The sequence below is a fragment of the Halobacterium hubeiense genome, from assembly GCF_001488575.1.
Classification (GTDB): domain Archaea; phylum Halobacteriota; class Halobacteria; order Halobacteriales; family Halobacteriaceae; genus Halobacterium; species Halobacterium hubeiense.
The window spans coordinates 1895732-1918755 of sequence record NZ_LN831302.1; the positions used below are offsets into that span (position 1 = coordinate 1895732).

24 protein-coding genes are annotated in these 23024 nt (G+C 70.4%); 16 read left to right on the forward strand and 8 right to left on the reverse strand.

The window, feature by feature from the left end; genetic code table 11:
• Together lwrS and HHUB_RS09960 are read left to right on the forward strand one after the other, a co-directional pair.
• On the forward strand, positions 1–369 hold the full coding sequence (gene lwrS / locus HHUB_RS09955; RefSeq protein ID WP_059057464.1) for an LWR-salt protein: 369 nt from the start codon (positions 1–3) through the stop codon (positions 367–369).
• Positions 370–417: 48 nt separating this feature from the next.
• Positions 418–1068, forward strand: a complete 651-nt coding sequence (locus HHUB_RS09960) for an HAD family hydrolase (protein WP_059057465.1) — start codon at positions 418–420, stop codon at positions 1066–1068.
• Here the strand turns inward: HHUB_RS09960 and HHUB_RS09965 are convergent.
• From HHUB_RS09965 to HHUB_RS17090, 3 genes are all read right to left on the reverse strand, one after another.
• On the reverse strand, positions 1065–2939 hold the full coding sequence (locus HHUB_RS09965; protein WP_059057466.1) for a molybdopterin biosynthesis protein: 1875 nt from the start codon (positions 2937–2939) through the stop codon (positions 1065–1067). The genes HHUB_RS09960 and HHUB_RS09965 overlap by 4 nt on opposite strands.
• Complete coding sequence (locus HHUB_RS09970; RefSeq protein ID WP_059057467.1) at positions 2936–4135, reverse strand: molybdopterin molybdotransferase MoeA; 1200 nt, start codon at positions 4133–4135, stop codon at positions 2936–2938. The genes HHUB_RS09965 and HHUB_RS09970 overlap by 4 nt, the downstream gene beginning before the upstream one ends.
• Positions 4136–4534: 399 nt before the next feature.
• On the reverse strand, positions 4535–4771 hold the full coding sequence (locus HHUB_RS17090) for a hypothetical protein (RefSeq protein WP_059057468.1): 237 nt from the start codon (positions 4769–4771) through the stop codon (positions 4535–4537).
• 34 nt (positions 4772–4805) lie between these two features.
• On the opposite strand from HHUB_RS17090, the gene HHUB_RS09980 reads away from it, so the two are divergent.
• The 11 genes from HHUB_RS09980 to HHUB_RS10030 all read left to right on the forward strand — a co-directional run bounded on the left by HHUB_RS09980 (position 4806) and on the right by HHUB_RS10030 (position 16667).
• The gene (locus HHUB_RS09980; protein ID WP_059057469.1) at positions 4806–5156 is read left to right on the forward strand and encodes an Hsp20/alpha crystallin family protein; all 351 of its coding nucleotides are present in this window, start codon (positions 4806–4808) and stop codon (positions 5154–5156) included.
• 64 nt (positions 5157–5220) lie between these two features.
• The gene (locus tag HHUB_RS09985; RefSeq protein WP_089649816.1) at positions 5221–6822 is read left to right on the forward strand and encodes an ABC1 kinase family protein; all 1602 of its coding nucleotides are present in this window, start codon (positions 5221–5223) and stop codon (positions 6820–6822) included.
• 46 nt (positions 6823–6868) lie between these two features.
• On the forward strand, positions 6869–7942 hold the full coding sequence (locus HHUB_RS09990) for an aminotransferase class I/II-fold pyridoxal phosphate-dependent enzyme (RefSeq protein WP_059057470.1): 1074 nt from the start codon (positions 6869–6871) through the stop codon (positions 7940–7942).
• A gap of 111 nt (positions 7943–8053) precedes the next feature.
• Positions 8054–8434 (forward strand): translation initiation factor IF-5A, encoded by a 381-nt coding sequence (locus HHUB_RS09995; protein WP_059057471.1) that lies wholly within the window; start codon positions 8054–8056, stop codon positions 8432–8434.
• A 3-nt stretch (positions 8435–8437) separates the two neighbouring features.
• On the forward strand, positions 8438–9256 hold the full coding sequence (gene speB, locus HHUB_RS10000; RefSeq protein WP_059057472.1) for an agmatinase: 819 nt from the start codon (positions 8438–8440) through the stop codon (positions 9254–9256).
• A 183-nt stretch (positions 9257–9439) separates the two neighbouring features.
• Positions 9440–10198 carry a Nif3-like dinuclear metal center hexameric protein gene (locus HHUB_RS10005; RefSeq protein WP_059057473.1) on the forward strand — a complete coding sequence of 253 codons (759 nt, stop codon included), beginning with the start codon at positions 9440–9442 and terminating at the stop codon, positions 10196–10198.
• A 101-nt stretch (positions 10199–10299) separates the two neighbouring features.
• The gene (locus HHUB_RS10010; protein WP_059057474.1) at positions 10300–12573 is read left to right on the forward strand and encodes a methyl-accepting chemotaxis protein; all 2274 of its coding nucleotides are present in this window, start codon (positions 10300–10302) and stop codon (positions 12571–12573) included.
• Positions 12570–13283, forward strand: a complete 714-nt coding sequence (locus tag HHUB_RS10015; RefSeq protein ID WP_089649700.1) for a bacteriorhodopsin — start codon at positions 12570–12572, stop codon at positions 13281–13283. The genes HHUB_RS10010 and HHUB_RS10015 overlap by 4 nt, the downstream gene beginning before the upstream one ends.
• Before the next feature lie 171 nt (positions 13284–13454).
• A complete protein-coding gene (locus tag HHUB_RS10020) occupies positions 13455–14846 on the forward strand; it encodes an FAD-dependent oxidoreductase (RefSeq protein WP_059057475.1) in 1392 nt (463 codons plus the stop codon).
• A gap of 210 nt (positions 14847–15056) precedes the next feature.
• A complete protein-coding gene (locus HHUB_RS10025) occupies positions 15057–15269 on the forward strand; it encodes a hypothetical protein (protein ID WP_059057476.1) in 213 nt (70 codons plus the stop codon).
• 252 nt (positions 15270–15521) lie between these two features.
• Positions 15522–16667 carry a cobalamin-independent methionine synthase II family protein gene (locus HHUB_RS10030; RefSeq protein ID WP_059057477.1) on the forward strand — a complete coding sequence of 382 codons (1146 nt, stop codon included), beginning with the start codon at positions 15522–15524 and terminating at the stop codon, positions 16665–16667.
• Here HHUB_RS10030 and HHUB_RS10035 read toward each other — a convergent pair.
• Complete coding sequence (locus HHUB_RS10035; RefSeq protein WP_059057478.1) at positions 16664–17860, reverse strand: hypothetical protein; 1197 nt, start codon at positions 17858–17860, stop codon at positions 16664–16666. The two genes, HHUB_RS10030 and HHUB_RS10035, sit on opposite strands and share 4 nt — an antisense overlap.
• Before the next feature lie 12 nt (positions 17861–17872).
• Entirely contained in the window at positions 17873–18937 is a 1065-nt protein-coding gene (locus HHUB_RS10040) for a hypothetical protein (RefSeq protein WP_059057479.1), read from the reverse strand.
• A gap of 147 nt (positions 18938–19084) precedes the next feature.
• Here HHUB_RS10040 and HHUB_RS10045 point away from each other — a divergent pair, with 147 nt between their 5' ends.
• Entirely contained in the window at positions 19085–19279 is a 195-nt protein-coding gene (locus HHUB_RS10045; protein ID WP_059057480.1) for a cold-shock protein, read from the forward strand.
• A 139-nt stretch (positions 19280–19418) separates the two neighbouring features.
• Entirely contained in the window at positions 19419–19853 is a 435-nt protein-coding gene (locus tag HHUB_RS10050) for a universal stress protein (RefSeq protein WP_059057481.1), read from the forward strand.
• Positions 19854–19912: 59 nt separating this feature from the next.
• Here HHUB_RS10050 and HHUB_RS10055 read toward each other — a convergent pair whose 3' ends face one another.
• Complete coding sequence (locus HHUB_RS10055) at positions 19913–20197, reverse strand: translation initiation factor eIF-1A (protein WP_082687230.1); 285 nt, start codon at positions 20195–20197, stop codon at positions 19913–19915.
• Positions 20198–20387: 190 nt separating this feature from the next.
• Here HHUB_RS10055 and HHUB_RS10060 point away from each other — a divergent pair, with 190 nt between their 5' ends.
• Entirely contained in the window at positions 20388–21347 is a 960-nt protein-coding gene (locus tag HHUB_RS10060) for an AEC family transporter (RefSeq protein ID WP_059057483.1), read from the forward strand.
• Here HHUB_RS10060 and HHUB_RS10065 read toward each other — a convergent pair.
• A complete protein-coding gene (locus HHUB_RS10065; protein WP_059057484.1) occupies positions 21344–21673 on the reverse strand; it encodes a DMT family transporter in 330 nt (109 codons plus the stop codon). The genes HHUB_RS10060 and HHUB_RS10065 overlap by 4 nt on opposite strands.
• Positions 21674–21722: 49 nt before the next feature.
• A complete protein-coding gene (locus tag HHUB_RS10070; protein WP_059057485.1) occupies positions 21723–22913 on the reverse strand; it encodes a redox-regulated ATPase YchF in 1191 nt (396 codons plus the stop codon).
• Positions 22914–23024 lie beyond the last annotated feature (111 nt).

Here is a 23024-nt window from a genome sequence, read left to right on the forward strand (position 1 = left end):
ATGGACGCGCAGTACGCCTTCGCGGTGCGGTTCCGCCTCGACCCCGACTACGAGGTGCGCGTCGAGCCGCAGGTCTTCGAGACGCGGATGGAGCGCGTCGCCGCCGAGCCCGGCGAGCCCGGCTGGCTGTTCTTCCGGGACAACCTCTGGCGCGGCGAAATCGGCGACCGCGACCACTTTCGCGAGCTGACGGCGGACGCGCTCGGCGTGCCGGTGGACTCCGTGGAGTACCGCGCGCTGGAGACCGACCGCGAGTACTACGACGCGCTCAAAGAGGAGGTCGCCGCGCACCTCGACCTGTTCAAGGCCGACAGCACGGCCGAGGTGCTGAACAAGTACCTCGGCAGTTCGGTGGAAGTGACGGACTGACACGCCGGGGCAAAACACTTGACGGCGAACCCCTTACGCACTGGCCTGATGCAGCCCGCCGACTACGACGTCTGGCTGTTCGACCTCGACGGCACGCTCGTGGACACCGAGTGGTCGTACACCCGCGAGGTGTTCGACCGCGTCGGCGACCGGGTCGGCCACGAGTTCTCGGACTACCAGGCGGAGGTGCTGTGGCACGGTCTGGGTGGCTCGCGGGACGCCCAGCTCCGCGAGTGGGGGTTCGAGCCGTCGGCGTTCTGGGACGCGTTCCACGACGTCGAGGACCCGGCGGCGCGCGCGGAGGCGACGTACCTCCACGAGGACGCCGCGCGGGTCGCGGACCTCGACCGGCCCACGGGCGTCGTCACCCACTGCGCGGAGTTCCTCACCGAGCCGGTGATGGACAGCCTCGACATCGGCGACTGGTTCGACGTCGTGGTCTGCTGTGACGACGACACCGGGTGGAAGCCCGACCCGCGCCCCATCGAACTCGCGCTCGACGGCCTCGACGCGGGCCCGAACCACGACGGCGTCTACGTCGGGGACGCCGAGAGCGACGTGGGCGCCGCCCGGAACGCCGGGCTGGACGGCGTCCACGTCGAGCGCCACGACCCGCACAAGCGCGGGCACTGCGTGCTCGGCGACCACCGCGTCGAGTCCTTCGATGACCTCTTCCTCGCGCCCCGGAGCGCGGACTAGGCCTCGTAGCCCGCGAGGTCCGCGAGCACGTCCTCCACGTCGGCGAGCACGTCCGCGAGTTCCTTCACGCCGCGTTTCTCGACGCGCTCGGGGTTCGCGAGCGCGCGCACCGTCTGCTCGCCCAGCGGCACGAATTCGAGGCCGAGGCGGTCCGCGGTCGCGCGCAGCGCGAGGCCGGCGTCTGCGTTGCCCTCCAGCACTGCTCGCGCCGGGCTCTCCGTGCCTTTCGTCTCTCGCTCGTAGCCGTCGATGTCCTCGGCGAGTGTGCGGCGGTTGCTGTCGCGCTCGTCGGCCAATTCGGCGAGCGCGTCGTCGAACGCGTCGCGCAGCCCGCTCGCACCGGTGCGGTTCGACAGCGTCACGTCCGCGTCTACGAGGTCCGCGATACCGGAGACGGCGAGCGGGTTGCCGGCAGGGACGACGAGCCCCCACTCGCGCGTCCACGACGCGAGTTCCTCGCCCTCGCCTCTATTGTCAGTCGTTACAGCGACGTCCGGCACGCCGTTGCGGAGGCGGCGCGCGCCCTCGCGGGAGCCGAGTCCGAGGAATCGCGGGTTCGAGAGGCGGTCGAGCACGCGGTCGAAGCCGGGGTCGCGCTCGCCGACCGCGAACACCGACGGCGGGCGGACGTCCGGCGAGAACAGCTCCACTTCGACGGTCTCGCCCTCGTCGAGGTACTCCGTGTCCGCATCGACAGTCACGGTGCCGTCGGCTTCCACGAGGCTCGTCGTCGCGCCCGAGCCCTTGTCCACGGGGTAGACGAGCGTCTCGCCGTCCCCGGATTCCACGAGCGCCGCGGGCATCAGGCGCGTGCGGCCCTCGCCGTAGCGCTCGCGGACCGCCATCGTCCCCTCCACGGTCGCCGAGCGCGGCTCCGGGAGGCCGGCGGCGTCCCGAATCTTCGGCGCGACGAACGTCCGGAAGATAGTGAGCGCGGACACCGGGTAGCCCGGCAGTCCGACGTACGCCGAACCCCCCATCTCGCCGAGGAGCATCGGCTTCCCGGGCTTGACGCTGACGCCGTGCAGGAGGAGGTCGCCGCGCTCCTCGACGACCTGATACACCACGTCGACGGCGCTCGCGGAGGTCGAACCGGAGGAGAGCACGAGGTCGCAGTCGTCGGCGGCGTCCCGCAGCACGCGCTCCAGTTCCTCGTAGTCGTCGCCCGCGTGGGGGTACAGTACGGGCTCGCCGCCCGCGTCCCGCACGGCAGCAGCGATGGAGTAGCTGTTCACGTCGTAAATCTGGCCCGCGCGGTGGCTCACCTCGCCGCCCGGACGCACCAGTTCGTCCCCGGTGGAGACGATGCCCACACGAGGCTTCGCGCGCACCGGCACCGTCTCCATCCCGAGCGCCGCGAGCAGGCCGATTTCCCGGGACGTGAGCAACGTTCCCGGGCCGAGCACGCGGTCGCCCGCCGCCACGTCCGCGCCCGCCACCATCACGCCGTCGCCGGGCGCGAGCGATGTGCGGACGGTCACGGTGTCCTCGTCGCGCGCGGTGCGTTCGACCATCACCACGGCGTCCGCGCCGGGCGGCACGGGCGCGCCGGTCGAAATTTCGGCGCAGGTCCCTTCGTCGACGCTGACGTCGGGCTCGCTGCCCGCGTGGATGTCGCCGACGCACTCCACTTCCACGGGGTCGGTCTCGCTCGCGCCGAACGTGTCCGCCGCGCGGAGCGCGTAGCCGTCGACCTTCGCGCGGTCGAACCCCGGCACGTCGAGGCGGGCGTCCACGCGGTCCGCGAGCACGCGGCCGTCGGCGTCGTCCAAGTCCACGCGTTCGACGCCCGGCGACAGGTCGAGGCCGTCGATGACCTCGCGGGCTTCCTCGGGGCTGGCGAGGTCGCGGAACTGCTTGCGGTCGCTCATCGGTGCGCCTCCCAGTTCTCGACGGCGACTGTCTCGCCGGCGTCGATACCCTCCGTCTGCTCGGGGACGACGACCCAGCCGTCCGCGAGCGCGACGCTGGAGAGCACGCCGCTCCCGCTCGCGCTCACCGGCTCCGCGACCGTCTCCTCGCCGTCCTCGCGGAGGCGGACGCGCGCGAACGTCCGCACGCCGGGCTCGGAGCGAATTTTCCCGTCCAGCCGCGCCTGCACGCTCGGTGGATCGTCGAGCGGCATTCCGCCGACGCGCTTGAGTGCGGGTCGGAGGAACTGCACGGCGTTCACGATGCACGCGACCGGGTAGCCCGGCAGCATCACTACGAGCGTCCCCGCGACTTCCCCGAGCGCGACCGGATGGCCGGGCCGCAGCGCGACGCCGTGGACAAACACCTCGCCGAGATTATCCACGACTTCCGGGATGAGGTCGCGCTCGCCCACCGAGGAGCCGCCGGTGGTCACCACCACGTCGGCGTCCACGTTCGCTTCGATGGCGTCCGCGAGCGCGTCCTCGTCGTCGGTCACGACGTCCTCGTAGCGGGCGCTCGCGCCCCAGCGCTCCGCGAGCCGCGAGACGGTGAGCCCGTTCGTCTCCACGACCTCGCCGGGCTCGGGGTCGTCCTGCACGAGCTCCTCGCCGGTCGGAATCACGGCAACGTCCGGGCGCTCGTACACCTCGACCTCGCGCAGGCCGACGGACTTCAGCAGCCCGAGGTCGGAGGGCCGGAGGCGGTGGCCGGGCTCGTAGAGCCGGTCGCCCGCTTCGACGTCCTCACCGATGGGCGCGACGTTCTCGCCCTCGCCGACCGCCGAGAACACTTCGACGTCACCGCTGGCGGTGTCGGCCTGCTCTATCATCACGACTGCATCCGCCCACTCCGGGACCGCGCTCCCCGTGTGCACGCGCTCGGCCTCGTCCCCGCGGAGGACCGCGGGCGACCGGTCGCTCGCGCCGAACGTGTCCTCGGCGCGCACCGCGAACCCGTCCATCGCCGCCCGGCGGTAGTGCGGGACGTCCCGCTCGGCGGTGACGGCGGTCGCGACCGTCCGCCCGTCCGCGTCGAGGAGAGGGACGCGCTCGGTGCGGTCGTGGACCGCCACGCGGTCGAGCAGCCGCTCGCGCGCGGCCTCGACGCGCGTTCGTTCCTTGAAGCCGGCGTCGTGCCGGTCGTGTTCGGTCATGAGCGTCCGTTGGGTGTGGGTAGGGGTAAAGGCTGCGCGGCGCGCCAAAGGCGCGCCGCGTTAATGCGAACGGCGACCACCGGGAGCCGAGAGCCGCGTGGCCGACCGAAGGGAAGCCACGTTACCGCGAGCGGGGAGTGCGTGCCCGACCGTAGGGAGGGCACGATGGCGAGCGGTGACCACAGGGAACCGTGAGCGCAGCGACCCGCGAACAGCGTAGGCGACTCGCGACCGTACCGCGAGCACCGTCAGCCCCCACCCGACAGCCGAACATCTTCCACAGACACGCCGATAACCGCGCTTAATTCGGCTTAACCGTCGCTAATCCGGGGCGAGCGACTGCATCGTTGAATACCCCGGCAGTCCACGAGTCGGGTGGCGGCAGACGTTCGCCGCCGGTCAGGGCACACTGAGCGTCAGCGTGCGTCGCCGGACATCCCCCCTCTCGTCGTCGGCGACGCAGTCGGACCGCGCCACTCCCCCATCGGCGCGGGCCGCGTCAGCGTCTGTCAGGACGCCACCGGTGTGTCGAAGCACAGCCGGTTCCGCGCGCTCGCGGTCGTCCCCCGCCGCGAGCGCGCCCGTCCACGGTGGACGGTCCACTTCGTTTTCGCGGTCGTTCCCGCCGACGACCACCGGGTTTAACGCCGCGCCGACCCAACGTCGGAGTATGTCCCGCTTGCGCGAAGCGCTGGGGAGCCTGCCCGACTCCGTGTTCGTCGACGTCCTAGAGAGTGACGACGCCTACGCGTTCGTCGTCGACGTGCCGGGGGCGACCGCGGACACCGTGGACGTCCGCGTTGAGGGGCGGACGCTCGCGGTTGACGCGCGCCGCGAGAAGGACGTGCCCGTCGAGTTCGACTACCGCAGCGAGGAGCGGTCGCTGTTCCTCGAACTGGAGCTGCCGCTGCCGCCGGACGCCACCGACGAGGGGGCGTCCGCGAGCGTCGAGGACGGCGTGCTCGACGTGCGGCTGCCAAAGCGCGGCGACGACAGCCACAGCGTGCCCATCGAGGGGTAGACGGGTGGCGCTGTTCAAGGCGTACCGGCGGTTCGTCGTCGTGGTCTGGCAGTTCCTCCCGCTCGTGTGGGGGTACCTGCGCGACCGGCGGCGGTTCGTGTTGTTCGGCGGGAAGCGCCGCGTCACGACGGAGATGCGGGTGGCGCGCGCCCGCCGCCTGCTGGACTCGCTTCTGACGCTCGGCCCGACGTTCATCAAGCTCGGGCAGCTGTTGTCCACGCGGCCGGACGTGCTGCCGCCGGAGTACGTGGAGGTGCTGGCGGACCTCCAGGACCGCGTGCCGCCCGCGGACTACGAGGACGCGAAGGTCGTCCTCGAAGACGAACTCGGGCCGGTCGAGGAGCGGTTCGACGACTTCGACGACGAGGCCATCAGCGGCGCGAGCCTCGGGCAGGTCTACACCGCGAAGATAGACGGCGAGGAGGTCGCGGTGAAGGTGCGGCGGCCGGACATCGAGGGGCTCGTGGAGGCGGACCTCCGCGTCGTCCGGTGGACGCTGCCGCTGGTCGCGCGGTTCGTCGGGGAGTCGCGGGCGTTCAGCCTCCAGAACCTCGCCGACGAGTTCGCGAAGACCATCCGCGAGGAGATGGACTACGCCCGCGAGGCGGAGATGCTCACCGAGATTCGCGGGAACTTCGCGGACGACCCGAGCGTCGTGATTCCGGCGGTCTACGAGACGCACTCCAGCAACCGCGTGCTCACGATGGAGTACGTCCCGGGGACGAAAATCTCGGACGTCGAGGAGCTGGACCGCCGCGGCATCGACCGGGAGGGGGTCGCGGAGACCGTCGAGCGCGCGTACCTCCAGATGATAATCGAGGACGGCGTGTTCCACGCCGACCCCCACCCGGGGAACCTAGCGGTCCGGGACGACGGCGCGGTGGTGTTCTACGACTTCGGGATGAGCGGCCGGGTCGACGAGTTCGTGCAGTCGAAGATCGTGGACTTCTACGTCGCGGTCGCCAACCAAGACATCGACGCCATCCTGGACGCGCTCATCGAGATGGGGACGCTCTCCCCGGAGGCCGACCGCGCGACGATGGCGGACGTGATGGAGCTCGCGATTCAGGACGCCCGCGGGGAGGACATCGAGACGTACCGCGTCCAGCAGATCGTCGGGCAGGTCGAGGACACCATCTACGAGTTCCCGCTGCGCCTGCCGTCGAACCTCGCGCTCGTGTTGCGGGTGGCGACGGTCGTGGAGGGCGTCTGCGTCACCCTCGACCCCGACTTCGACTTCATCACCGTGGCGACCGACTACCTCGCGGAGGAGGGCTACCGCGAGGAGTCCGTGCGGCAGTTCGCCGAGGAGACCGCCGACCAGTTCCAGCGCTCGGCGCAGTCGGCGGTCCGCATCCCACCGAAACTGGAGTCCGCGCTCGACCGCGTGGAGCGCGAGGACCTCCACGTGCGCGCGGACCTCGAAGACAGCGACGGCGTCGTCGACCGGCTGGCGCGCCGGGTGGTGCTCGGGCTCGCGTTCGCGACGAGCGTCCCGACGACCGCGTTCCTCTACGTGGAAGCGGACCTCGCCGCGGCCGGCGTCATGGCCGCGTTCACGGCGGCGGTCGGGGTCGGGCTCTACCGGTCGTTCCGGAAGCGCCGCGGGACGCTGGCGACTCCGCAGTTCACGCGACAGAACCTCGGGCAGCGCCGCGAGGACTGACTGCCGGCGCCGTCCCTGTTTTCACGCCGCCGCGAGAACGTCGGGTATGGACGTCGAACCCTTCGAGTTGGAGCGGTGGTTCGCGGAGTACGAGCACGACGCCGACGTGATGCTCGCGGAGAGCGGCGTCCGCAGCCTCCCGGCGGACCGCTTCGACACCGACCCCGGCGACCTCGGCTACGTCATTCCGACGGCCGGCGCGCCCGACGTGCGCGGGACGATTGCCGCGGACTACGGCCGGAGCGCCGACGAGGTGCTCTGTACCGTGGGGACGCAGGAAGCGAACTTCCTCGCGTTCCAGTCGCTGCTCTCGCCCGGCGACCACGCGGTCGTCGTCACGCCGACCTACCAGAGCCTCCACGCCGTCCCCGACTCCATCTGCGACGTGACGCGAGTGCCGCTGGACGAACCCGGCTGGACGCTGGACGTGGACGCGGTCGCGGAGGCGGTGCGGCCCGAGACCGAGTTAGTGGTCGTCAACAACCCGAACAACCCGACCGGCCGCAAGCATCCCGAGGACGCGATGCGCGCGCTCTACGAGGTCGCCGCCGACAACGACGCCTACCTGCTCGGCGACGAGGTGTACCGGCTGCTCGCCGAGGACCCGGTCCCGCCGGTCGCGAGCATGGGCGAGTACGGCATCAGCACCGCCAGCCTCTCGAAGGCGTACGGGCTCGCCGGCCTCCGGTTCGGCTGGCTCGCCGGCCCCGAGGAAGTGGTCTCGGCCGCGGAGCGCTGGAAGGACTACACGACGATTTCCCCGTCGAAGTTCGGCCAGCACGTCGCTCGACAGGTCCTCGACGGCGAGTCAGATGACTTGCGGTCGGAGGCGCTCGCGCACGTCCGGGAGAACCACGAGATTACGGCGGGGTGGGCGCGCGACCACGGCCTCGACTGGCCCGACCCCGTGGGCTGTAACGTCTTCCTGCGCGTGCCCGACGGCTTCGAGGGGTCGCGGGACTTCTGCCGCACGGTCGTCGAGGACGCCGGCGTCGTGCTCGCGCCCGGGGACTGCTTCTCGACGGGCGGGGAGTCCTACGACGGCTACTTCCGGCTCGGCTTCGGGCTGCCGACTGACGAACTCCGCGAGGGGCTGGCGCGCGTCGACGACGTGCTCTGAACTGCACGGGTCTGCCCCAATCTCACGTTGCCGTCTCCGCGAGTGTGGGGGCCTCTCCCGGCCGGCCGGCGTTCCAAACCGTTTATACACGGCAGGCGTGAATCCGGGCGTATGGCGAAAGAGCAGACAGAAGTCCGGGAACTGCAGGAAGGCAACTACGTGATGATCGAGGACACGCCGTGTCAGATCAACGCCTACAGCACCGCCAAGCCCGGCAAGCACGGGAGCGCGAAGGCCCGCGTCGAGGCCGAGGGCGTCTTCGACGGGAAGAAGCGCAGCTTCAGCCAGCCCGTCGACGCGAAGGTCTGGATTCCCATCATCGAGCGAAAGCAGGGTCAGGTCGTCTCGCTGGAGTCCGAGACGGTCGCGCAGGTCATGGACCTCGACACCTACGAGACCGTGACGATGCAGATTCCCGCCGACCTCGACCTCTCGGCGGACGACAACATCGAGTTCCTCGAGTTCGAGGACAAGCGCAAGATTCTCCAGTAACGGATGTTCCCCGGCGCCAGCCCCGTCGACGAGTCCGCGGACGCGCCGTTCGACGACGCGGACTACGTCGCCGTGGGCGCGCCGCTGGACGTCTCTACGTCGTTCCGTCCGGGCGCGCGCTTCGGCCCGGACCGCATCAGGAAGTTCGCGCGCACCTTCGAGGACTTCCACCCCGCGACGGGGACGCACTTCTCCGAGCTGAACGTCACCGACCACGGCGACGTCCACGCGTGGCACGACACCGCCGAGTACCTGGAGTATCTCGAAGGCGTCCTGACGGACGTCCACTGGGCGGACGCCGTGCCCGTCCTGCTCGGTGGTGAGCACACCGTCTCGGTCGCAGGTGTGCGCGCCGCTGACCCCGACGTGTTCGTCGCGCTGGACGCGCACCTCGACCTCCGCGAGGAACTCGGCGGCGACGAACTCAGTCACTCGACGGTCACCCGGCACGCGCTCGACGTGGCGGACGAAGCAGTCGTCGTCGGCGCGCGCTCGGGCAACGAGGCCGAGTGGGAGCGCGCCACCGAGAGCGACGTAACGGTCGTCGAACCCGGCGACGCCGCCGACTGGACGCCCGACTTCGACGGCTCGGTCTACCTGTCCGTGGACATCGACGCCGCGGACCCGGCGTACGCGCCCGGAACCGGGACGCCGGAGCCGTTCGGCCTCGACTCCGCGACGATGCGCGACCACGTTCGCGCGCTCGCGCCGCAGTCAGTCGGCTTCGACGTCGTGGAGGTCAACGACCGCGACGACGGCCAGGCCGCCACGCTCGCCGCGAAACTCGTCCGCGAGTTCGTCCACGCGCACGCCGACGCGTAGCGCGTCCCGACTCTGAGAGAACACTCACCGCGAACGAGCACAGCGAGTGAGCGGGCCGAGAGCCGACCACCGGGAGGCTCGACGGCTTTTAGCGTAGCTTTTGCCAGCGCGGCGCGATTTCGCGCCGCGCGCAGCAAAAGGTACGCCGACGCCTAGAAGTCCCCGGAGCCCGCGCACTCGCACATGGACCTCTCGGACATCGTCGCGAAGTACGACCAGCGATTGCGCGTCGACGACTACGAGGACGCCGCAACGAACGGCCTGCAGGTCGGCCCCGGGGACGCCGAAATCGAGCGGGTGGCGTTCGCGGTGGACGCCGCGACCGCGACCATCGAGGCGGCCGTCGAGTGGGGCGCGGACCTGCTGGTCGTCCACCACGGCGTCGTCTGGGGCGGCATCGACGCGGTGACGGGCCGCGAGTACGACCGCGTGCAAGCGCTGTTGGACGGGGACTGCGCGCTGTACGCCGCCCACCTCCCGCTGGACGGCCACCCGGAACTCGGGAACGCCGCGCGGCTCGCCGACCGGCTCGGCTTGGAGAACCGCGCGCCGTTCGGGGCGCACGCCGGCGAACACCTCGGGTCGCGCGGCACGGCGCCGACGGGCTTCACAGCGGACGAACTCGCGGCGACGCTCGACGACGAACTCGACCCCGAGGGCGGCGTGCAGGTGCTTGACTTCGGCCCGGACACCATCGAGGACGTGGCGGTGCTGACCGGGAGCGGCGCGGACTGGATTCGGGAGGCCGAGGCCGACGGCGTGGACGCGCTCGTCACCGGCGAGGGCAAGCAGAAGCTCTACCACGAGGCACGGGAGGCCGGCATTTCGGTGTTCCTCGCGGGCCACTACGCCACGGAGACGCTGGGCGTGCGCGCGCTCCAGTCGGTCGCCGACGACTGGGGCGTGGAGACGACGTTCCTCGACCACCCGACCGGGCTCTGAGCGCGCGACCCGCAACCGGCGAACCTCGCCGCGAGACAGTATCACGAGCGAAAATCGGGGGCGAACCCTTTTGTCGTATCCCGGTGACCAGAGGAAGGAAGATGGGGATTGCCCGCCAGTTCGAACGAGTCAGGGGGAGCTACGGAGCGAAGCTCGCCGTAGCCCTACTCGTCGTCGTCGCGATTGCCGTCGGCGTCGGCGCGATGGTGTACCAGCAGACCAACGACCAGCTACAGGAGGACGTGCGCTCGGAGCTGTCCGCGACCGCGGACGCCCGCGCCGCGCAACTGGACGCGTTCCTCGACAACGTGCGCGGTCAGACGCGGCTTGCGTCCTCGCGGCCGGAACTGGCGTCCGGGGACCGCGACCAGATTTCGTCGTTCCTCGACGAGCTGGCCGCCAGCGACTCGCTGCCCGACGGCGTCGCCGCGGTCAGCTACTACGACGCCGACAGCCAGCAAATCGTCGAGAGCTCCAGCGACCAGCTAGCCGGCGTGGACGCCGGCGAGCAGGGCGCGGCGTTCGCCACGGACCCGCCGGCGTTCGAGAGCGCCGACGGCGTCGCCGTGACCGCGCCGTTCGAGCTCGACGCCGTCGACTTCCCGGTCGTCGCCGTGCTATCGCCCGTGGACGGCGCCGCCGAGAAGCGCCTCGTCTACCTGGTGAACGTCAACGAGCTCACCGGCGGCTTCGGCGAGGTCGTGGACGGGAGCGACACCGTCGTCGTGAACAGCGAGGGGACGAACGTCGCACACACCGATGGTTCACAGGTGCTGGCGAGCCACGAGGGCAGCGCGTCGATGCTCGAGCGCTCGCTGTCGGAATCGACGTTCATGAACCACGGCGGCACCGTGATGGCGGCGGCGCCCGTCGCCGGCGCGGACTGGACCGTGATGGTCCACGCGCCCGCGAGTCAGGCGTTCGCGCTCGGCGACTACGTCGCGTCCAGCGTCGTCGGGCTCATCCTCCTGACCGTGGTGAGCCTGGCGCTCGTGGGCGTGACGCTCGGCTCCACGACGGTCGTCTCGCTGCGCCAGCTCTCGGCGCGCGCCGACGAGATGGCCGACGGCGACCTCGACACCACCATCGAGACCAACCGGAACGACGAGTTCGGGACGCTCGCGGCGTCGTTCCGCCGGATGCGGGACTCGCTGTCCGAGTCGCTGTCGGAGGCGGAGGCCGCGAAGGCCGACGCCGAGGCCGCCCGCGAGGACGCCGAGGCCCAGCGCGAGGAAGCCGAGCGGGCCCGCCAGTCCGCCCAAGAGACCGCACGCGAACTGGAGGCCGCGGCCGCCGACTACGACGACGCGATGACCGCGGTCGCGGACGGCGACCTGACGCGGCGCGTGGACGCCGACCGCGACCACGACGCGATGGCGCGGGTCGGCCGCTCGCTGAACGCGATGCTCGACGACATCGAGGACAGCGTCGCCGCCGCGTCGTCGTTCGCCGACCACGTCTCCACCGCGGCCGCGAGCGTGGACGACGGCGCGACCGCCGCGATGGACGCCAGCGCGGACGTCTCCGGCGCGGTGGACGAGATTTCCGACGGCGCGACCGAGCAGACCGAGCGCCTCCACGAGGTCGCCGGGGAGGTCGACGACCTCTCCGCGAGCGCCGAGGAGGTCGCCGAGACGGTCGCGTCGCTGGCCGACACCGCCGGACAGGCCGCGGACGCGGTCGAGGACGGGCAGGACGCCGCCGACGACGCGGTCGCGACGATGGACGAGGTCGCGGAGGAAGCCGAGGCCGCGGCGGCCGCGATGGACGCCCTCGACGGCGAGATGGACGACCTCGGGGAGGTCGTCGACGTCATCGCGGACATCGCCGAGCAGACGAACCTGCTGGCGCTGAACGCGTCCATCGAGGCCGCGCGCACCGGCGCGGAGGGCGACGGGTTCGCGGTGGTCGCCGACGAGGTCAAGGGGCTCGCCGAGGAGTCCCACGCCGCCGCTCAGGACGTCGAGGACCGGCTGCTGGACTTACAGGAGCAGGTCAGCGACGTCGCCGACGAGATGCGCGAGACCAGCCAGCACGTCGCGGACGGCCGCGCCACCGTCGACGAGACCGCGGACGCCCTCGACGACGTCGTGGAGTTCGTCGCGCAGACGGACTCCGCCGCGGGCGAGATTCGGGAGGCGACCGACCGGCAGGCGGAGGCCGCCTCGCGGGTCGCGTCCGCTGTCGACGAGGTCGCCAGCATCAGCGAGGAGACCGCGGCGCAGTCCACGGACGTCGCGGACGCGGCGGACGAACAGACCGAGACGCTCTCGGAGGTCGGGGACGCCGCGGCGAATCTCGCGGAGCGCGCGGTCACGCTCGAAGACCTGCTCGCGGACTTCGACGCCCGCGGCGACGGGGGTGACCTGCAGTGACGCCCGAGACGTGGTTCTGGGTCGGCGCGGTCGGCATGGCGCTCGGCACGCTGTTGCCCGTGCGCGACGCCATCTACAACCCCTCGCGGCGGCGCTTCGACGCCGTACTCATCGGCGTCACCGGCATCGCCGCGGTCGCGTACGCGCTGATGGCGGTCGGCGTCGGCAGCCTCGACGTGAACGGCTACACGGTCCAGCTCGCGCGGTACGCCGACTGGCTGGCGACGACGCCGCTGCTCGTGCTGTACCTCGCGATGCTCTCCCGCCCCGGGAAGCGGACCTACGCCGTGCTCGTGGTGGCAGACGTGGTCGTCATCGCGGCCGGCATCGGCGCGGCGCTGACGCCGGCGCCCGAGAAGTGGGCGTTCTACGCGGTCGGCTGCGTCGCGTACGTCGCGCTCCTGTACGGGCTGCTGCGCACGCTCCCGGCGGCGCTCGGCGAGGACGCCGACCCGCGCGTGGACGCGACGTTCACGACGCTGCGGAACCTCACGGTCGTGCTGTGGACGCTGTACCCGGTGGTGTGGCTGCTCGCGCCCACGGGAATCGGCGTCCTCCAGCCGGAGATGGAGGCCATCGTCGTCGTCTACCTCGACTTCATCAGCAAGGTCGGGTTCGTCGCGTTCGCGGTGCTGGGCGCCGACGCCATCGACCGCGTCGTCGGCGCGACCGAGCGCGCCGCCCCGGCGCCCACAACTGACGACGACTGACGAAACACCCCTTCGTCACGTGGCGACTTTATCGCGAAAAATACTCCTACAAGCCCTGTAGCCTTCGTTTTCGACGTTTCGAAATTCTTGCGCTCGTGCGGAGAAAGGGAGAGTTAAGTAGTCGAATCGCAACCCACGAAACTGTACGGAGTACGCGCGGGAGCCACAACCATGAGAGACGAATACGACCTACTCATCGTCGGCGGGGGTATCAGCGGAGCTTCGCTGCTGTACACGGCCGCGAAGTTCACGGACATCGAGAACATCGCGCTCGTGGAGAAGGAAGACGAGATTGCGGCCATCAACTCCCACAGCACGAACAACTCCCAGACGCTGCACTTCGGGGACATCGAGACGAACTACACCCTCGAGAAGGCCGAGGACGTCAAGGAGGGCGCGGAGCTGCTCGCCGGCTACCTCGAGGGCGCCGACCCCGACCGCGAGATGCACAGCAAGCGCTCGAAGATGGTGCTGGGCGTCGGCGACGAGGAAGTCCAGAAGCTCGAACAGCGCTACCACGAGGAGGGCTTCGGCGACCTCTACCCGAAGCTCCGGGCCATCGACCGCGAGGAAATCGCGGAACTGGAGCCGAAGGTCGTCGAGGGACGTGACCCCGACGAGGAGATGCTCGCGCTCCAGACCCCGGACGGCTACGTCGTCGACTACGGGATGACCGCCCAGTCGTTCGTCGACGAGGCGAAGGAGGTGGACGGTGTCGACGTCTACACCGGTACGGAAGTCGAGGAGATCAACGACACGGGCGACGAGTTCCTCGTGGAGACCGACGCCGGCTGGTTCGAGAGCGACGTGGCCGTCGTCGCCGCGGGCTCGCACAGCCTCCAGATTGCCAAGCAGATGGGCTACGGCGAGAACATGAGCCTGCTGCCGGTCGCGGGGAGCTTCTTCCTCGCGGAGGACTTCCTCAACGGGAAGGTCTACACCCTCCAGATGAAGAAGCTCCCGTTCGCCGCCGTCCACGGCGACGCCGACGTCCACGACGACTCCATCACGCGCTTCGGGCCGACCGCGAAGCTCGTGCCGACGCTCGAACGCGGCGAACTCGACACCGTCGGCGACTTCTTCGACGTGTTCGGGCTGAACGTCGACTCGTTCCTGAGCTACGCGAACATCCTCGCCGACCGCATCCTCTTCCCGTACGTCGTCCGCAACCTCGTCTACGACGTGCCCGAAATCGGGAAGCGCACGTTCCTCCCGGAGGTCCAGAAGGTCGTGCCGAGCGCGACCCTCGACGACATCGAGCGCGCGAAGGGCTACGGCGGCGTCCGCCCGCAGATCGTGGACACCGAGGCGAAGTCCCTGGACATGGGGGAGGCCAAGATTACGGGCGACGGCATCATCTTCAACATCACGCCGTCGCCGGGCGCCTCCACGTGCCTGAAGAACGCGATGCGGGACACCGAGCAGCTGCTGGAGTTCTTCGACGACGACCACGAGTTCGACGAGGACGCGTTCCGCGACGCGACCATCCGGAACTTCCCGCGCCTCGACGACGCGGACGCCGACGCCGACGACGCCACCGCTAGCGCCGCCGCCGACGACTGACGCGCCTGCGCCGCGACCCACCGCTCGACTCCGTTCTCCGCCGCCCGGATTCGACGCCCGCCAGTCCGCCGTCTCGCGCCCCGTGGACGTACAGGAACTTTTATTATAGTTCGCGTCGCAGTCCGGGACACGTCATGTCGGTCGTACCTGTACGCGAGTGACTCCTTCCGGCCGTACAGCCTCCAGACCGACCCGCTACACACCCCACTCGTGAGCACACACCCCCAGTACGCGACCGAATCGAGCCCGACCACCGACGCGCCGACCGAGGCGACGCCCGCCGAGACGGCGCAGGCCACGCCGCCGGCCGACGACGCGGCGTCGTGGGTCGCCCGGTGCCAGTCCCAGTTCGACGCCGGCGGCTCCGCCCGCCTCCGCAACCTCGCCGACGACGCCAACCACGCGATGCCCGACGGCGTCTGACCGGCGCCGCCCGCGCTCGGAATCCTCTTGTCCGTGGCTCCAGTACCGCCACGTGGCCGATGACGACGCAACCGGGCCGACCCGGGGTGGCTCCCGCGGGACGACGAGCCCTATGAGTACCGAGGCCGACTCTCCGCTTCGAGTGCCGACGCGAGCGTGACCGACGCCCCATCGTATAACCATTGAGAATATTCTGAGTTGATATACTACCGCAAGTCATATCCCGGCCGTCGGCCTCTGGTCTGACGACGAATGAGCGACGAGCACATCTCCACGACGCACGTCGGCAGTCTCCCCCGCGACCCCGACCTCCTCGACCTCCTCCAGCGCCGCCAAGACGGCGAGGACATCGACGCCGAGCAGTGGCGGCGAACCGTACAGGACGCCACCGAGTCCGTCGTCCGCAAGCAGTCGGAGGTCGGCCTCGACGTCGTGAACAACGGCGAACAGCCCCGCGTCTCCTTCAACTGGTACGTCGCCAACCGCCTCTCCGGCGTCGGCGGCGAGCGCGACGCCCCGCTGTGGGACGACCTCGCGGACTTCCCCGAGTACGCCAGCGACGCCTTCGACACCGAGACCATCGACCTCACGAAACAGCCCGCGGTCACCGGCCCCGTCGAGTACGACGGCACCGAAGCGGTCGCGGAGGAAATCGAGACGTTCGCGGACGCGCTCGACGCCGTCGACGCCGACTTCGAGGGCACGTTCCTGACCGCCGCCTCCCCGGGGGTGGCGGCCGCGACGCTCGTCAACGAGCACTACGACTCCCACGAAGAGTTCGTCCACGCTGTCGGTGACGCGCTCCGCGAGGAGTACGAGGCCATCGCCGACACCGGCGCCATCCTCCACCTCGACGCCCCGGACCTGCTGACGACCGGGCACCGGGGCTTCGGCGACCGCCCCGTCGAGAAGCTCAAGCCCATCGTCCGCCTGCACGTGGACGCGCTCAACGAGGCCACCGAGAACATCCCCGACGACCAGATTCGCGTCCACACCTGCTGGGGGAGCTACGAGGGCCCCCACCACCGCGACACGTCGCTCGAAGACGTCCTCCCGGAACTCTACGAACTGAACATCGGCGGCATCTCCATCGAGCAGGCCAACCCCCGCCACGAACACGAGTACCGCGTCGTCGCGGAACACCCGCTACCCGACGGCTGGGACCTGCTGCCGGGCGTCGTGGACGTGAAGACGAACGTCGTCGAACACCCCGACGTCGTCGCCGACCGCATCGAGCGCGTCGCGGACGCCGTCAGCGACCCCACGCGCATCGTCGCCGCGCCGGACTGCGGGTTCGACACGCAGGCCGGCCTCGCGATGGTCCACCCCGAAATCGCGTGGAAGAAACTCGAAGCGCTCGTCGACGGCGCCGCCGTCGCCACCGACCGCCTGTTCTAGTCCTCCGCGTCCTCGCTGAGCAGCCCCCGCCGGATGCTCCCCACCAGCACTTCGAGGTCCTCGGGGTCCGCGTCCACGTCCACCTCCAGCGAGAGCGCGTGCTCGTCGCCCGACTCGCCGCTGTCGCCGTTCGCTTCCGCTGTCGCCTCGGTAGCGGTCTCGATTTCGTCCACCAGCGACTCGACGTCCGAGGCGCCCGCCGCCTCCACGAGCGCCTCGATGGCCTCGCCGGGAACCTCTCCGTCCTCGACGTCGCCCGTCGCCGCCGCGGACTCCGCCGCCTCACCCGCTTCCTCTGCCGCTCCTTCCGCGGCTTCTCCACCCGCTTCGCCGGCCGCTGATGCTTCTCCTTCGGCCGCCGCCTCGCCTGCCTCCGCTGCTCCCTCGGCCGCTTCGGCTGCTTCCCCGGCCGCTTCGGCCGTCTCCGCCACCTCGCCCGCTGCCGCTTCCGCCGCCTCAGCCGCCTCCTCGGCTTCTGTTTCGCCTCCCTCGATAGCCGCCTCTCTCTCTTCGGACTCTGTGGCCTCCTCGGGTGCTTCACCTTCTTCGGCTTCCGCTTCGCCTTCTTCGGCTTCTTCCTCCGTCGTTTCTGCTTCCGCTTCCTCGGCCGCCGCTTCTCCCTCTTCGCTCTCCTCGCCTTCCTCGGCCGTTGCTTCACCTTCTTCTGCGCCCTCTTCGCCCGCCTTGCCGGACTCCTCGCCGCCGACCGAAATCGTGATTCCGGGGTCGGCGCCGACCTCGATGGTCACCGCCCCGTCGTCCTCGGAGACCTCGACGTCCGGCTCGGGCTCGCCGCCGTCGGGCTGGAGGTCGTCGGACGCGCCCGCCACTCCGTCGACGTCGAGGTCGCCGCCCACGCTCAAGTCCGCCAAATCGACGTCGCCGTCGACGGAAATCTCGACGCCGTCGTCGTCCCCGACCGCGATGTGGACGTTCGTGCCGTCGTCCAGCTCCAGTTCGACTTCCGGCGGGAGCGACGCGCCGGCAGGCCCTGCGGCGGCGTCGCTCTCGTTTTCGGCTTCGCCGTCGGCTCCCGGGCTGATGCCGCGGCTCGCCTCGCGCGCGACGTCCTGCACCGACTCGACCGCGGACTCGGGCGTCGTCGCCGGCTCCGCCGCCGCTCCCTCGGCCGCCTCGACGCGCTCGACGGCGGGTTCGAGGTCCTCGGCCACCGGCTCGGCGGCGGACTCCACCGCTTCACCACCCTACTCGGCCGTCTCCGTGACGGCCTCAGTTGCCGGCTCGACCGCCGATTCGACCGTCTCCTCGGCGGCTTCGACTGCCGGCTCCGCGGCCTGGACGTCCTCCCGTACGGTTCTCGCCGCCGACTCAGCCGTCGCTTCGGCTCCCTCGGCGGCGTCACTGGCGCTCGCTGGCGCGCGCTCCTCGGCGCTCTCGACCGTCTCCGCGACCGACTCGACGGCCTCGCTGGCCTCGTCGACGGTCGCCTCTGCGGCCTCGGCGGCCTCGGCAATCGACTGGATTCGGTGGCGCGCCCGCTCGGCCGCGGTCTCGACGCCCTCGGCGGCGGACTCGACGTTCTCGACGGTCCGCTCGACGGACTCGCTGGCCGCGTCCGCGCGCTCGGCCGCCTCGCGGGCGTCCGCGGCGGCCGCTTCTGCCGCCTCCCTCGCCGTCTCCGCGTGCTCGGCCGTGGTTTCGACGTCCTCGGCCGCGGATTCGGCCGCCGCGGCGACCCGGCCGACCGCCGCGGTGGCCTCGGGCTCGCGTTCGCCAGTCGCCCCGTCCTCCCCGTCGCTCGGCGCGCGCTCGCCCTCGGGGAGGCGATACGTCCCGTCCTCGTCGCGGTCCAGCAACCCCACCCAGTCGTACAGCTCCAGCAGCGTGGTGATGCCGCTCCGGACGCGGCTCGCCTCGGGGTCGTGGCCCGTGATGGCGGCCACGAGCGGCACGAGTTCGTCCTCCGTGCTGGGGTTCCCGCGGACGATACCGCGCAGTTCCTCCGTGACCGGCCAGTCCGCCAGCAGTTCGCGGGCGCGGCCGCTGGCCCGCTCCTCGTCGTCGACCGCCAGCGCGCCCGCCAGCGCCTGCCCGCGGTCGGTCAGCCGGTGTTGCTGTCCCTCCCCGGTGAGCACCCCGACGTCTTCGAGGAACCGCGTCTGCCGGCCGACCGCGTCGCTGATGTCCGTGGCTTCCTCCACGGCCGTGGTGTACTTCGGCTCCGCCGCGGCGCCGACCGCGTCCCAGCCGGCGATGATCTCCCGGAGCGTGTCGAGGCTCACGCCCTTCGGAATGTGGTGTGTCGCCATCACCGAAGCGTGCGGCCCAAGCCGCCAAAAATCAGTTGGCCGCTCGAACTGTCGCTGCAAGCCCCGAGCGTTCGTGTCGCGTGCGTTCGCCGGTCGAACGGGCGGATGCCAACCCTTAACCGTGTCCCCGGCCTTCGTCTGGTCGTAATGGCAAACGGTACGGTTGACTTCTTCAACGACACGGGCGGCTACGGTTTCATCGAGACTGAGGACGCGGACGAGGACGTTTTCTTCCACATGGAGGACGTCGGCGGCGAGGACCTCACCGAGGGTACCGAGATCGAGTTCGACATCGAAGAGGCTGAGAAGGGTCCGCGCGCGACGAACGTCGTCCGGCTCTAATTCGGCTCTTTCCGTCGCCTCACGGCGACACAGACACTAGCGTTTCTTTCGGAGCTACGACACGCAGCGACGGCTCCGTGGCGCCGGCCGGCCGAGCGAAATCCCGGCGCCTATTACGGCGTCGGTGCTACCGGCGAGCATGTACGACCGGATTCTGGTCCCGACGGACGGCGGCGACGCCTCGCCGAAGGTGTTCGCGCACGCCGCGGACATCGCCGCGCGCCGCGACGCCACCGTCCACGTGCTCTACGTGGTCGACGACCGCGCGTTCCTCACGCTCGACGACGCGATGCAGAGCGAAGCCGTCGAACAGCTCCGCGCGGAGGGCCGGGGCGCGCTCAGCGACGCGAAACAGACCTTCGAGGCCGAGGGCGTCGCCGTCGAGACGGAGCTGCGCCGCGGCGACCCCGGCGAGGAGATTCTCGACTACGCCGGCGACGCCGACGTCGACCTCGTCGTGATGGGGACGCGGCGCGGCGACTTCCAGAACTCGATGCTCGGCAGCGTCTCCCGGGAGGTCGTCACCTCCGCGGACGTTCCCGTGCTCACGGTGTCGCTGACCGACGAGGAGTAGCGCCGCCGCTCCGGCGTCGAAATACGGGAGAAAACTGCAGAACTACGCGGCGCCGCGGTTCAGTTGATGTGGCCTTCTTCGCGGAGCTGGTCGGCGTCCTGCTCGTCGTAGCGCCACTCGATGTTGGCCTTCTCGTCCTGCCAGTCCCACGGCTCGACGAGGACGACGTCGCCCTCGTTGATCCAGGTCCGGTACTTCATTCGGCCGGGGATGCGGCCCATCCGGTTCTCACCGTCTTCGCACTGCACTCGCACGTGGTTCCCGCCGTTGTGTTCGGTCACGACGGCGAAAAGCTCGTCTCCGTTGGGCATCCGCAGGTTGCGGCGCCCAGAATCTTCGCTCACAACTTACGTAGCCGTCCGAGACGTTTAAATCAACGGGAAGGCGTGGTACCACGCCGCACGCGACCGGGGTTCTCGCGGCGGTCGAAATACAGAAACGTCCCAACTGCGAGCATCGAAACGAGATCGTGCTCCCGGAGCCACCAGCCGCCACGTCCGCGAACCGCTCGCGTCGGCCGGAGGTCACTGGCTGATGGTCGACGTCGCCGGCATCTTCCTCGGTGCGGTCGGGCCGACGGTCGCCATCGCGGCCGTCGGCTACGTGCTCGCGACGTTCCGCGACGTCGACCCGCAGCCGCTGAACACCGTGGTCGTCTACGTGCTCGCGCCCGCGCTGGTCTTCCACAGTCTCGCGGGTTCGACGCTCGCAGCCTCGACGCTCCAGTGGCTGACCCTCGCCATCGTCGCGTTCACGCTCGCGATGTGGCTGGTCGCGGAGGTCGGTGGCCGCGTCGTCGGCGAGCGCGAGCCCATCCTGAGCGCGCTCGTGCTCGTCGCGATGTTCACGAACTCCGGGAACCTCGGCATCCCCGTCTCGGACTTCGCGTTCGGCGAGGTCGGCCGGCAGACCGCGGTCGTGTTCCTCTCCGTGCAGTCCGTGCTGATGTACACCGTCGGCGTCTACGCCGCCTCCCGGAGCGGCGGCTCCGCGGGACTGGTCGGCGTCCGGCGCGTGTTCCGCCTGCCGCTGGTGTACGCCGTCGTCGCGGCGCTCGCGGCGCGCGCGCTCGGCGTCGTCCCGCCGGCCGCCAGCACGAGCATGGAGACGCTGCGGCTCGTCGGGGACGCCTCCATCCCCGTGATGTTGCTCGTGCTCGGCATCCAAATCGCGCGCACCGACACGGGCGCGGCGGTGTCGCGGACGTGGCCCGCGACCGTCCTCAAGCTCGGGGTCGCGCCGCTGGTCGGGCTCGCCGTCGCGCTCGCCGTCCCGTTCGGCGACGTGACGGTCGCGCGCGTGTTCGTCCTCGAAGCCGCGATGCCCGCCGCCGTGACGCCGGTCATCCTCGTCGGCGAGTTCGCCGCCGGCGCGCGCTCCGACGGCGTCTCCGTCCCCGAGTACGTCTCGACGTGCGTGCTCGTCACGACGCTGCTCGGCATTCCCGTGTTGACGGGACTCATCGCACTCTTGCGCTCGGGCGTCGTGCTCTAGGCGTGGCCGCTGCTCGTGACTTGTAGGCCCGCGATGCCGACGACCACGAGCGCGATGCAGCCCGCGCGCACCGCCGACACCGGCTCGTCGAAGAGGTAGACGCCCAGAATCGCGGTCGAGACTGCGCCGATGCCCGTCCAGACGGCGTACGCGGTCCCGACCGGAATCTGCTCGACCGCGCGCGACAGCAGGAACACCGAGACGCCCATCGCGGCCAGCGTCGCGGCCGACGGCAGCGGCTCCGTGAAGCCGTCCGTGTACGCCAGTCCGATTGCCCAAACGGTCTCGAACAGCCCGGCGACCAGCAACACCAGCCACGGCGACATGGCCGGAGTGTCGGCGGTCGCCGCCCTCAACGTGTCGGTTCCGGGGCCGTCAGTTCGTCGTGACGATTTCCACGACGTCCCGCGGGTCCAGTTCGTGGTCGGCCGCAATCTGGCGGTTCGCGCGGCAGTCCTTGGCGTGCAGGAAGCCGTCGCCGACGTCGCTGTGGACGTGGTACGCGAAGTCCTCGGCGGTCGCGCCCTCCGGCAGCAGGAAGACGTCCGGGAGGACGCGGCCGTCGGTCGTCCCGAGGCCGTTCGCCGACCCCGGGAAGACGGGGACGACGCCGAGTTCGTCGAACAGCGCGGCCTCCAGGGCCTGCTGGACGCCCGTGCCGCCGAACTCCCCGAGGAACTCCCGGATGGACTCGAGTCCGGCGGCCTGCTCGTCGCCGACCTCGCCCGTGATTTCGAAGTCGTCGCTCCCGGGGAGGTAGTCGACGACGCCGCTCTCGCTGGCCTGCTTGAGCGCCTTCTCGGCGTGCGCGCTCGTCGGCACGAACGTCAGGTGGTCGTAGTCGGGGTCGTCGGTGATGGTCTCCCAGTTTTCCTGCGCCTCGGGGGTGTCCATCTTGTTCGCGGCGACGACCATCGGCTTCGTGCGCTTGCGAATCTCGCGGGCGAGCTCCATCCGGTCCTCGTCGTCCCACATCGCGGGGTCGAGTTCGAGGCCGAGCGCGAGGATGACCTGCTTGATTTCCTCGTCGGTGGTGCGGAACGCGCTCATCTGCTCGGCGAGCGCCTCCTCGAGGTCGGTGTCGCCGGCGTGCTGCCCCTCGAAGCGCTCGATGCCCTTCTCTAAGATGTCGAGGTACCACTGGTCGAGCTCGTCTTCGAGGAAGTCGATGTCCTTCCGGGGGTCGTGGCCCTCCGTCGTCTCGCCCTCCATGTCCGTCGTCCCGGAGAAGTCCACGACGTGGACGAGCACGTCCGCCTCGTTGAGGTCCGTGAGGAACTGGTTGCCGAGGCCGGCGCCCTCGTGAGCGCCCGGGATGAGTCCCGCCACGTCCACGAGCTTCGTCGGCACGAACCGCGTGCCGTCCTCGCAGTAGCCCGTCGAGGGCGTGCAGGTCTCGTCGAACTCGGGTGCCGCGCAGTCCACGCGCACGTACGCCTCGCCGACCGCCGGGTCGATTGTCGTGAACGGGTACGCGCCCTCCGGCACGTCGTTCATCGTCGCCGCGTTGAAGAACGTGGACTTCCCCACAGAGGGCTTGCCCACGAGCCCAATCCGATAACTCATTACCAGAGACAGGAGACCGCCGTACAAACGGGTTGCGTCCCCGCTACGGTCTGTGAGTCGGTCGCACGCGTCCGCCGGCGCCGAAGGCCTTTCGGCGTCCGGCACCCACGA

Bases quoted from the DNA above. Each gene is read 5' to 3' on its own strand.
- lwrS (WP_059057464.1), top strand. From the start codon at position 1: ATGGACGCGCAGTACGCCTTCGCGGTGCGGTTCCGCCTCGACCCCGAC.
- HHUB_RS09960 (WP_059057465.1), top strand. From the start codon at position 418: ATGCAGCCCGCCGACTACGACGTCTGGCTGTTCGACCTCGACGGCACG.
- HHUB_RS09965 (WP_059057466.1), bottom strand. From the start codon at position 2,939: ATGAGCGACCGCAAGCAGTTCCGCGACCTCGCCAGCCCCGAGGAAGCC.
- HHUB_RS09970 (WP_059057467.1), bottom strand. From the start codon at position 4,135: ATGACCGAACACGACCGGCACGACGCCGGCTTCAAGGAACGAACGCGC.
- HHUB_RS09980 (WP_059057469.1), top strand. From the start codon at position 4,806: ATGTCCCGCTTGCGCGAAGCGCTGGGGAGCCTGCCCGACTCCGTGTTC.
- HHUB_RS09990 (WP_059057470.1), top strand. From the start codon at position 6,869: ATGGACGTCGAACCCTTCGAGTTGGAGCGGTGGTTCGCGGAGTACGAG.
- HHUB_RS09995 (WP_059057471.1), top strand. From the start codon at position 8,054: ATGGCGAAAGAGCAGACAGAAGTCCGGGAACTGCAGGAAGGCAACTAC.
- speB (WP_059057472.1), top strand. From the start codon at position 8,438: ATGTTCCCCGGCGCCAGCCCCGTCGACGAGTCCGCGGACGCGCCGTTC.
- HHUB_RS10005 (WP_059057473.1), top strand. From the start codon at position 9,440: ATGGACCTCTCGGACATCGTCGCGAAGTACGACCAGCGATTGCGCGTC.
- HHUB_RS10010 (WP_059057474.1), top strand. From the start codon at position 10,300: ATGGGGATTGCCCGCCAGTTCGAACGAGTCAGGGGGAGCTACGGAGCG.
- HHUB_RS10020 (WP_059057475.1), top strand. From the start codon at position 13,455: ATGAGAGACGAATACGACCTACTCATCGTCGGCGGGGGTATCAGCGGA.
- HHUB_RS10030 (WP_059057477.1), top strand. From the start codon at position 15,522: ATGAGCGACGAGCACATCTCCACGACGCACGTCGGCAGTCTCCCCCGC.
- HHUB_RS10040 (WP_059057479.1), bottom strand. From the start codon at position 18,937: ATGGCGACACACCACATTCCGAAGGGCGTGAGCCTCGACACGCTCCGG.
- HHUB_RS10045 (WP_059057480.1), top strand. From the start codon at position 19,085: ATGGCAAACGGTACGGTTGACTTCTTCAACGACACGGGCGGCTACGGT.
- HHUB_RS10050 (WP_059057481.1), top strand. From the start codon at position 19,419: ATGTACGACCGGATTCTGGTCCCGACGGACGGCGGCGACGCCTCGCCG.
- HHUB_RS10060 (WP_059057483.1), top strand. From the start codon at position 20,388: ATGGTCGACGTCGCCGGCATCTTCCTCGGTGCGGTCGGGCCGACGGTC.
- HHUB_RS10065 (WP_059057484.1), bottom strand. From the start codon at position 21,673: ATGTCGCCGTGGCTGGTGTTGCTGGTCGCCGGGCTGTTCGAGACCGTT.
- HHUB_RS10070 (WP_059057485.1), bottom strand. From the start codon at position 22,913: ATGAGTTATCGGATTGGGCTCGTGGGCAAGCCCTCTGTGGGGAAGTCC.